The sequence below is a fragment of the Fibrobacter sp. HC4 genome (genome assembly GCF_023373925.1).
Taxonomy (GTDB): Bacteria; Fibrobacterota; Fibrobacteria; order Fibrobacterales; family Fibrobacteraceae; genus Fibrobacter.
The window spans coordinates 5,930-15,175 of sequence record NZ_JALCZV010000035.1 but is presented as its reverse complement, the minus strand read 5'-3'; the positions used below and the strand labels follow the sequence as shown (position 1 = coordinate 15,175).

Below are 9,246 nucleotides of genomic sequence, written 5' to 3'. Positions count from 1 at the left end.
TACGAATGGGAATCGGAATCGAGAGGATCATCTAGCAAGGCTGCCTAAATGCTTCCACACATGTTGATGATGCCTCAATTTTTTTGACCCCCTTGTTTTCCTACCTTTTTATTGGTAGTTTTATACATGTCCAATCGACGGTCCAGGATGGCAACCTGACTCCGCCAAGTTTAGGGCCTAGGTCATGTTGACCAGGGCGTTCGACAGAGGCAAAGATGGACATCAGAATCCTGCCGCAGCCTAACGATGTAACCTGCGGCCCCACGAGCCTTCATGCGGTTTACGCGCATCTTGGCTTAAACGTTCCCCTCCAACAACTCATCTCAGAAATTGAATCTCTTGAAGAAGGCGGCACCCTCGGGGTGTTCTTGGGCATAGACGCTTTAAAAAGAGGATTCAAAGCCACCATCTACTCTTACAATCTCAAGATTTTCGATCCCAGCTGGAGCGACTTGAAAATGCCGGAACTGCGCGAAAGACTTTGCGCGCTGCACAAGGCAAAACACGCCCCCAAGCTGAAGAAGGCCATCGAAGCCTACATCCGCTTCATTGACCTTGGAGGAACCATCGCAACCGCCGATTTGCGGGCTAGCATGTTCGAGAAATTCTTTAAGAAGGGCACCCCTGTCCTTTGCGGTCTCTCGGCCACCTATCTCTACAGATGCAAGCGGGAATACACCGACGAAAACGATCGTTCCGTCTCTGACGATATCAAGGGTGACCCCTGCGGACACTTCGTGGTACTCTACGGCCTAGACGAAAAGAAAAACTTTCTGGTGGCAGACCCGGATTGCACAAATCCCCTTTGCAAAGGACCTTACTACAAGGTGGATAAGTTCAGATTGATCCACAGCATTTTACTTGGCGTCATGACCTACGACGGCAACGTTCTTGTAGTAGAAAAGAAGTAGGGAAAAACTTCAACAGAAGACAATCATGAAAAAAATCATCGTGGTGAATAACCCGAAGAACTGGAAACTGAATGTTCCAGGAATTGAAATCGTATCCGCACAGGATTACCTGATCTCCCACAAATACACCGGCGAAAAGAATACCCGCGTATTCAACCTCTGCCGCGATTACAGTTACCAGAGCAAGGGCTACTACGTATCCCTTTTGGCAGAAGCCCGCGGACACAAGGTAATTCCTTGCGTCAAGAACATTCGCGACTTCAAGACCACTGCGGTCATCAAGCATATCTCCGACGAAATCGACAACCTGATTCAAAAAAGTCTTCACAAGCTGACCGGCACGGAATTCGTACTGAGCATTTATTTCGGTCAGAATGTCAGCCCCCAATATCTGGAACTTTCCCAGGAACTTTACCGCCTTTTCCAGGCGCCCTTGCTTCGTGCAAAGTTCATTTTCAAGCAGAAATGGTTTATCCAGAGTATCCGCCCCATTTGCGTCGACGAAATTCCCGAAACCCATATGGAAATGGTGAACAAGTTCGCCCAGGAATACTTCGAAAAGAACCGCTACGTGGCAAGCAAGGAAGAGGATTACCTTTACGACCTAGCCATCCTCACCAACCCCGATGAAAAGGAACCTCCCAGCAACGCGCAGGCCATCCAGAATTTCATCAAGGCTGCCGAAGAAACAGGTTTCCGCGTAGAACTGATTACCAAGAAGGACTACGCCCGAGTAGGCGAATTTGACGCCTTGTTCATCCGCGAAACTACAAACGTCAATCATTACACTTACAGTTTCGCCCGCCGCGCCCAATCTCTGGGCATTGCCGTCATCGACGATCCGGACAGTATCCTCCGCTGTTCCAACAAGGTCTACCTGCAGGAACTGATGCAGGCCGCCAAAATCCATACCCCCAGAACCATCATCGCCCATTCCGAAAACCGCCATACTTTGGCCAAGGAAATCGGGTTCCCTATGGTGCTCAAGTCCCCGGATTCCAGTTTCTCCTTAGGCGTCAAGAAAGTCTCCAACAAGGAAGAACTGGAAAAGACTCTGGACCAGATGTTCGAACATAGCGACCTGCTTATCGCCCAGGAATTCACCCCCACGGAATTTGACTGGCGCATTGGCGTTCTGGACGGAAAGCCCCTTTACGCTTGCAAGTACTATATGGCCAAGGACCATTGGCAGATTTACAACTGGGCCAGCGAAGACAAGGACGAAATCTGCGGCATGTTCGATTGCCTCCCCATCGAAAGCGTGCCCCATGGCGTTGTGAAAACCGCCCTAAAGATTTGCAGCATGATCGGAAACGGATTGTACGGCGTAGATCTTAAGGAATGGAACGGCCACCCCATCGTGATGGAAGTCAATGACAACCCCAGCATTGACGCCGGCATCGAAGACCAAGTGGGCAAAAAGAAAATTTATTCAGCCATTATGCGATCTTTGCGTCACCGAATTGAAGACCGCCTGAATGCAGCACAACAAAAGATCCTTCAACACGAAAGAGAATTTTATTTGTAGGTGTGAGGGCGCACTGAATACGTCATCCTGAATGGAGCGCAGCGAAATGAAGGATCCAGTGAAATGCTTTATGGATTCTTCGGCATTGCGCTCAGAATGACGAGTGGAGAATAATTATGAACGCATACAAACTTTGGCAAAAATACGGCATCGAGATGGAATACATGATCGTTGACCGTGACAATCTCAATGTTCTCCCTCGTGCTGATGTGCCCCTGGGTCATGACAAGAACGGCGAACAACTTTCCGACGTGGAGCACGGCCCCATTGGCCTTTCCAACGAACTGGTTAGCCATGTTCTGGAACTGAAATGCGCCGAACCGGTGGACCACCTAAAGAATCTGGGAGCCACCTTCCACAAGGAAATCCTCCTTGCCAACGAAAAGCTGAAATCCATAAACGCCATGCTCCTGCCTAGCGCAGCCCACCCCTTTATGGATCCGGCAGAAATGCAGTTGTGGCCCTATGACTGCAACGAAATCTACGAGACCTACGACCGCATTTTCAACTGCAAGGGTCACGGCTGGGCCAACCTGCAGAGCACCCACATCAACCTGAGCTTCAATGGTGACGAAGAATTTGGAAAACTGCACGCCGCTATTCGCGCGCTGTTGCCCCTGATTCCCGCCATCGCCGCCTCCAGCCCCTTCCTGGATGGGAAATACTGCGGTTTCCTGGACGGCCGTATTGAAACCTACCGCCACAATCAGGATAGAGTCCCCAGCATTGCAGGGCTCGTGATTCCGGAAGCCGTCTTTACCTACGAAGACTATAACAAGCAGATTTTCGAGAAGGTAAAGAAGGACATCGCCCCCCACGATCCGGAACACCTGCTGAACCATTTCTTCCTAAACAGTCGCGGAGCCATCGCCCGCTTTGATCGCGGTGCGGTGGAAATCCGCCTGGTGGATATTCAGGAATGCCCCGATGCAGATATCGCCATCGCCGAATGGGAAGTGGCAGTCTTAAAGGGCCTTACTGAAGGTGCCTTCAACGGCATCGATTCCAGCAGCGCCCTGAAACGCGTAAAAGCTTTGGAAACGGAAGCCTTGGCAAAGATCCTGATGGACACCACCCGCTTTGCAGAAAAGACCATCATCCGCGACAGAAACTTCCTGATTACCTTCGGCATTGAAGCTAGCGAAATCACTGCCGGCGAACTGATCAAGAAAATCACATCAAAGGTCCAGTCCAAGATTTCCGCACACTCACAGGAACTGCTCCTCAAGATGTTCCAGCGCGGAACCCTGGCAAGTGCTCTAGTAAAAAATGTAGGTGCCAACCCCGGCCATGACGACTTTGTTTGTGAATACGGACGCTTGGCTCACTGCCTAGCCGAAAATACCCTCTATGGAGTGGAAGAGTAATCCAATCAAACCGCACAACAAGAGCCATTCTATGTTCAACGATTTCAAACTACTCCTCTCCTGCGAACATGCCCATAACGCTGTTCCCGCCTTCGCCAGGAATCTAAACATTCCCTGCGAAATTTTGGAATCTCATCGGGGTTACGACTATGGTGTTTATGACATCTATAAACGTCTTGTCAAACAGGAAAAGCCCGATTTCTACTGCGCTGGAAAATACAGCAGACTTTTTATCGACCTGAATCGAAGCCTATGGAACCATAGCGTGTTCAGCGAATTCTGGGATTCCATCAAGGACAATCAGGGGGACGCAAAATATTTCGCCCTAAGAAAGAGAGCCTTCGCCTACTATCTGGGTTACCGCAATGCCGTAGAAGAATACGTCAGCACCACCGCAGCAACAACACCCGTTCTACATCTGGCGATCCACAGTTTTACGCCGGTACTGAACGGCAAGGAAAGGGACGCCGACATCGGCATTCTCTTTGACCCGAGCCGTCCCCAAGAAAACATGATTGCAAACGTAATCATCAGCGAAATTCACGCTAGGGCCCCGGAACTGAAAGTTCGTAAAAACTTTCCCTACCAAGGAAAATCCGACGGACTGTGCACCACCCTTCGCAAGCTGACACCCCATTACGCAGGCTTTGAGATAGAGTTTAACCAAAAACTGTTTGGGTGAGTTGCTAATTCTCCTCAATACAGCCCCCAAAAAGTAGAATTGTCCAAAGACAACGGTTTTTGAACGCTTCCTAGACTTTTTCATCGTATTTTTCCTGAAAAACATTAGATTTACAGCTGGTGTTAAAAAGGGATTGTTTGTATGAAAAATTTTCTAAGCTCAGCTCTGATTTTGTCCTTCGGGATCTCCGCAGCATCTGCCGCTGAACCTCTGTTGGCATTCCCCTCTGCCGAGGGATTTGGCCGCTTCACTTTGGGCGTTCGCGCCGCCAGCGCTCCTGAAGTTTATCACGTCACCAACTTAGACGACTCCGGCACAGGCTCCTTGAGAGACGCCGTCAGTAAAGACGGACGTATTGTGGTCTTCGACGTCAGTGGCATTATCAAGCTGAAGAGTACCTTGGTTTTCAAGGGCAACTCCATCATTGCCGGGCAAACGGCCCCAGGGGATGGCGTTGTGGTTTACGGCGATCGCGTTTCCTTTTCTGGCGCCAAGAACTTGATTATTCGCCACATGCGTTTCCGCATGGGTAAAAGTGCGCCTAGCGGCAAGAAGGATGCCGCCGGTGTGGCTAACGGCACCGATATGATTTTTGACCATCTGTCCATTAGCTGGGGCCGCGATGAAACCTTCTCCATTAGCTGGGACAACAAGGGTAGCAAACCCGCAAACATTACCATCCAGAATTCCATTATCGGCCAAGGACTGCACGACCATTCCTGCGGAGGCCTGATACAAACTGATGGCGGTGTAACCTTATTCCGCAATTTGTACATTGATAACAAGACTCGTAACCCGAAGGTGAAGGGTCTGAACCAGTTTGTAAACAACGTGGTTTATAACTGGGGCGGAGGCGGCGGCTACATCATGGGCGATTCCGAAGGCAATTCCTGGGCCACCGTTGAAGACAACTACTTTATTGGCGGTCCCAATTCCAGCGGAACATCCGCCTTTACCCGCGGCACGCAAACATTCCAGATTTACCAGAAAGGCAACTATATCGACGCCGATGGAAACGGACAGCTGGGTGGATCCCTGGCGACCACAGAATCCGACGGATCTTTCTACGGGTCTAAAACGGTAGCATCGCACGATAGTTTCGAAAACTTGCCCGTAGCCTTTGCAGCCATCACCCAGCAGACATCCGCCAAGGAAGCCTACGACATTATCGTGAAAGAAGTAGGAGCCTCTTACCCCGCACGCGATGACGTTGACAAATACATGATTGACGAATTGACTTCTCTGGGGAAAAAGGGTGCTATCATTTCTGACGAAGCAAGCTTAAGCCTCGCCAATGTGGTTGGCAACTTTAAAGACGGCACCAAGACCGACACAGACAAAGATGGCATTCCCGATGAATGGGAAGAGAAAATGGGCCTGGACAAGAACGATCCCAGCGACGCCTTGAAAAAGGACGCATCTGGCTACCTGAATATGGAAATCTACCTGAACGGATTAGTGGACGGATACACAAAACCCGTTGAGGATGACTCCACCAAGGTCCCCGATATTGAAACGCCCGCGGATAGTACCGAAATAGGGGAAATTCCTGCTGACAGTTCTGAAGTAGAAAAGAATCCTGCAGATAGTACGGACCCCACTGCAATAGCAAAGGATATGCAAATCGCCCCAAAGAGCGGTATGGCCACCGTCCACGTTTTCAATCCCATGGGACAAAGAATCGCCATCCGTCAGGTCTATGTAGAAGAAGGCAAAAAGATTTCAATCCCAGGAATGCCTCGAAACAGCATCTACGTGGTGAAGTAATCTGAACTTCAAAACACGAAAGAAGAATCCCAAATTTTGGGATTCTTTTTCGCATTGGATAGTTCCCTGGATTTTCTATTCAGGACTTTAGCAACACTATCGTCAGTCACATTGTAATCCTTGCGCCATTTTTCAAGTTCCTCAAGAAACGACTTTTCATGTTCGTTCTTCACACCCCCTCCTTCACAAGAATTTCTAGAAACTCCCGAGGAGTTACAACAAAAGAAACTCCTGGAAAATGTTTGGTATTCCCCATTACAAGCGACGCATCCTTGTCACGGCAAGCAAGAGCAACATCATAGAACACAATGTCTTTTGGATCCGGAAGTACAACACCACTTTGGGGCGCGTCAACGTTTATACAAAGGCTTTTGATATTTTCCAAAGTTTCGCAAACCGCTTTTTCGTCAAGCTCAAACTTAGGTCTAGAAAGGACTTCTTTGTATTCCGCAAGAATAGCGTCATTAACAAGCAATTGCACTTTCCCAGCAAAAAGTTCGTGCATCACCAACATCACAGGAGACAAAGGATTCTTCGTCAACAAAGATGACACAATGACATTAGTGTCAATAACAGCGTACACCACGAGCTCCTCCGCCGTTGTTACTTTCCCGCGCGGTAGGCTGAAATTTCTGCTTCGATTTCTTCTTCACTCATCCCTGCGGCAGGGCCTTGCTGGGCCTGATTGCGCAACTCCATAAACGCATTCCAACCTTTATTGGCAGAGTAAGTAGCGCGAGGTTCGCGAACTTCAAAGGGAATCGCCTTTTCGGCCACGGCCCGCTTCAGGAAAACGCGAATGGCCGTTGGAAGGTCCATCCCCATCTTGTCAAAAAGATCCGCAGCCTCGTTCTTGAGGTCTTCATCCATACGAATCTGTAGCACAGTAGTTGCCATAAACGCCTCGCATTACAAGTTCAATACATTACAAAAATATGCAAGGCGAGCGAAGCACCCAAATGTTCACATTTGGGTATTTCCGAGCCGAAGCAATTTTATCAAAATATAATACAAACCATTACACAAAGCAAGGTTTGTATATTTCCAATCATCCGTTCTGACATTGATTATTATGGAAATCTCAAATTTAACTTGAAATTTCCACAATACATTAGTTATATTCTAGGCATGGTTTCTAGAAAAATTGAAGAAAAAATCCTTTCTGAAGGAATAAAGTACCCTGTCATAACGATTGTCGGGCCAAGGCAATCCGGCAAAACTACTTTAGCAAAAAAACTGTTTCCTAATTACAAGTATGTAAACTTGGAACAACGAGATTTGAGAGATTTTGCCCACAGAGACCCCAAGGGATTCCTGGCATCCCATAAGCCGCCCATTATCCTTGACGAAATCCAGAATTGCCCGGAATTGCTGAGCCAGGTACAGGTGGAAGTTGACCGCACCGGGCTGGATGCTCAATTTGTGATCACTGGTAGCCAGCAGCTCTTATTGAACCAAGCGATATCCCAGAGCCTCGCCGGACGAACAAGTATCTTCACATTGTTGCCTTATTCCATTTCCGAAATTTCAAATTACAACAAAGATTTTTCTCGAGGTGAATTCATTTTAAATGGAGGCATGCCTCGCCTCTACGAGAAAAATCTTGAAGCGGAAAGTTACTATCGCGACTATATCCAAACATACATTGAACGAGATGTCCGAACCTTAATTAATGTCAAGGATCTTCGCAAGTTTGAGCTGTTTCTCACATTACTGGCAGGCAGAGTTGGGCAAATAATCAATTACTCCAGCTTGGCAGGCGATGTCGGCGTAAGTTCTACAACTCTCAAGGAATGGCTTTCCGTTTTGGTAGCAAGCCACATTGTATTTACATTGCAGCCGTGGTTTGGCAATGTTACCAAGCGCTTGACAAAATCGCCAAAGGTATTCTTTGTAGATACGGGTATTCCGTGCTCGCTGCTCTCCCTGACAAATGCAGAGCGTGTTGAAAAAGATGGCTTGTTCGGCAACCTGTTTGAAAACATGGTTATACTCGAAGCCATGAAGGCTCGACTGAATGCTGGCAAAAAAACAGACCTTTACTTTTTACGAACAGAATCTGGCATTGAAATCGACTTGCTAGATGTTAGAGGCGGATCCGTCGTTCCGTACGAAATCAAAGCCAGCGATTCCATTGTGCCGGAATTTTTCAAGAACTTCACCAAAGCCGAAAGCTTTGTTCCAAATTTTGAAGGAAAACAAGGAGGCCTGATTTACTCCGGCGATGAAATGGATTCTTACATGGAGCGCAGAATTTTCAACTACAAGAAGTTGGATACTGTGTTTTAATTTTTGGTACGGAAATCGCTACAATTTCAAAAATTCCCAGTTAGGTTCTGCTATCCCCAAATTTTTGAAACCTTTTTGATATTAGGCAGTTCCTGAGATTTGTTATTTAAAACCTTAGAGACGCTATCGTCAGTTACATCTTTATCATTACGCCATTTTTCAACTTCTTCTAGAACCGAGTTCTGTTGCGCGTTCTTTTTCACAGGTACTCCTTTGCAAGAATTTCTAGAAATTCTACGACTTTAGAAGGGATTGAATTCTCTGGATTTTACTTGCCAGAACGATAGGCTGTAATTTCCGCTTCGATTTCTTCTTCACTCATTCCTGCCACACCTTTAGCTTCGGCTTGCGCCTGCAAAGCACGCAAGGCCGCAATGCCCCTATTGGCAGAGTAAGTAGCGCGAGGTTCGCGAACTTCAAAGGGAATCGCCTTTTCAGCCACGGCCCGCTTCAGGAAAACGCGAATGGCCGTTGGAAGGTCCATCCCCATCTTGTCAAAAAGATCCGCGGCCTCGTTCTTGAGGTCTTCATCCATACGAATCTGTAGCACAGTAGTTGCCATAAACGCCTCGCATTACAAGTTCAATACATTACAAAAATATGCAAGGCGAGCGAAGCACCCAAATGTTCACATTTGGGTATTTCCGAGCCGAAGCAATTTTATCAAAATATAATACAAACCATTACACAAAGCAAGGTTTC

General features: G+C 47.7%; 11 protein-coding genes. 6 read left to right on the top strand and 5 right to left on the bottom strand.

From position 1 onward, the window contains the following. Positions 1-215: 215 nt before the first annotated feature. The 5 genes from MMG03_RS15405 (at position 216) to MMG03_RS15385 (ending at position 6,255) form a co-directional block, all read left to right on the top strand. A complete protein-coding gene (locus MMG03_RS15405) occupies positions 216-911 on the top strand; it encodes a peptidase-C39 like family protein (protein ID WP_101479693.1) in 696 nt (231 codons plus the stop codon). A gap of 25 nt (positions 912-936) precedes the next feature. Then, on the top strand, positions 937-2,439 hold the full coding sequence (locus MMG03_RS15400; protein ID WP_101479694.1) for a RimK family protein: 1,503 nt from the start codon (positions 937-939) through the stop codon (positions 2,437-2,439). Positions 2,440-2,555: 116 nt separating this feature from the next. Beyond that, positions 2,556-3,806 carry a glutamate-cysteine ligase family protein gene (locus MMG03_RS15395; RefSeq protein WP_249506681.1) on the top strand — a complete coding sequence of 417 codons (1,251 nt, stop codon included), beginning with the start codon at positions 2,556-2,558 and terminating at the stop codon, positions 3,804-3,806. Between the two features lie 31 nt (positions 3,807-3,837). After that, the gene (locus MMG03_RS15390) at positions 3,838-4,488 is read left to right on the top strand and encodes an N-formylglutamate amidohydrolase (RefSeq protein WP_249506680.1); all 651 of its coding nucleotides are present in this window, start codon (positions 3,838-3,840) and stop codon (positions 4,486-4,488) included. 141 nt (positions 4,489-4,629) lie between these two features. Then, complete coding sequence (locus MMG03_RS15385; protein WP_249506679.1) at positions 4,630-6,255, top strand: polysaccharide lyase family 1 protein; 1,626 nt, start codon at positions 4,630-4,632, stop codon at positions 6,253-6,255. 8 nt (positions 6,256-6,263) lie between these two features. Here the strand turns inward: MMG03_RS15385 and MMG03_RS15380 are convergent, their stop codons facing one another. From MMG03_RS15380 to MMG03_RS15370, 3 genes are read right to left on the bottom strand one after another with little or no spacing between them, the layout of a single operon-like run. Beyond that, positions 6,264-6,428, bottom strand: coding sequence for a hypothetical protein (locus tag MMG03_RS15380; RefSeq protein WP_158236684.1), 165 nt, complete (start codon positions 6,426-6,428; stop codon positions 6,264-6,266). Continuing rightward, the gene (locus MMG03_RS15375; protein ID WP_249506678.1) at positions 6,425-6,838 is read right to left on the bottom strand and encodes a putative toxin-antitoxin system toxin component, PIN family; all 414 of its coding nucleotides are present in this window, start codon (positions 6,836-6,838) and stop codon (positions 6,425-6,427) included. Before MMG03_RS15375 ends, MMG03_RS15380 begins: the two co-directional genes overlap by 4 nt. A 20-nt stretch (positions 6,839-6,858) precedes the next feature. Next, positions 6,859-7,152: a type II toxin-antitoxin system RelB/DinJ family antitoxin gene (locus MMG03_RS15370; protein WP_073159599.1), complete on the bottom strand. Its 294-nt coding sequence runs from the start codon at positions 7,150-7,152 to the stop codon at positions 6,859-6,861. Between the two features lie 231 nt (positions 7,153-7,383). Here MMG03_RS15370 and MMG03_RS15365 point away from each other — a divergent pair, with 231 nt between their 5' ends. Further along, positions 7,384-8,544, top strand: coding sequence for an ATP-binding protein (locus tag MMG03_RS15365; RefSeq protein ID WP_112132176.1), 1,161 nt, complete (start codon positions 7,384-7,386; stop codon positions 8,542-8,544). Between the two features lie 50 nt (positions 8,545-8,594). Here MMG03_RS15365 and MMG03_RS15360 read toward each other — a convergent pair whose 3' ends face one another. Beyond that, positions 8,595-8,747: a hypothetical protein gene (locus tag MMG03_RS15360; protein ID WP_158236685.1), complete on the bottom strand. Its 153-nt coding sequence runs from the start codon at positions 8,745-8,747 to the stop codon at positions 8,595-8,597. 65 nt (positions 8,748-8,812) lie between these two features. Beyond that, on the bottom strand, positions 8,813-9,106 hold the full coding sequence (locus tag MMG03_RS15355) for a type II toxin-antitoxin system RelB/DinJ family antitoxin (RefSeq protein ID WP_249506677.1): 294 nt from the start codon (positions 9,104-9,106) through the stop codon (positions 8,813-8,815). Between the last annotated feature and the right edge of the window lie 140 nt (positions 9,107-9,246).

What these genes read in the sequence shown, in the direction of transcription:
- MMG03_RS15365 (WP_112132176.1), top strand. Translation starts at nt 7,384, where the DNA reads ATGGTTTCTAGAAAAATTGAAGAAAAAATCCTTTCTGAAGGAATAAAG.
- MMG03_RS15370 (WP_073159599.1), bottom strand. Translation starts at nt 7,152, where the DNA reads ATGGCAACTACTGTGCTACAGATTCGTATGGATGAAGACCTCAAGAAC.
- MMG03_RS15385 (WP_249506679.1), top strand. Translation starts at nt 4,630, where the DNA reads ATGAAAAATTTTCTAAGCTCAGCTCTGATTTTGTCCTTCGGGATCTCC.
- MMG03_RS15355 (WP_249506677.1), bottom strand. Translation starts at nt 9,106, where the DNA reads ATGGCAACTACTGTGCTACAGATTCGTATGGATGAAGACCTCAAGAAC.
- MMG03_RS15400 (WP_101479694.1), top strand. Translation starts at nt 937, where the DNA reads ATGAAAAAAATCATCGTGGTGAATAACCCGAAGAACTGGAAACTGAAT.
- MMG03_RS15395 (WP_249506681.1), top strand. Translation starts at nt 2,556, where the DNA reads ATGAACGCATACAAACTTTGGCAAAAATACGGCATCGAGATGGAATAC.
- MMG03_RS15405 (WP_101479693.1), top strand. Translation starts at nt 216, where the DNA reads ATGGACATCAGAATCCTGCCGCAGCCTAACGATGTAACCTGCGGCCCC.
- MMG03_RS15390 (WP_249506680.1), top strand. Translation starts at nt 3,838, where the DNA reads ATGTTCAACGATTTCAAACTACTCCTCTCCTGCGAACATGCCCATAAC.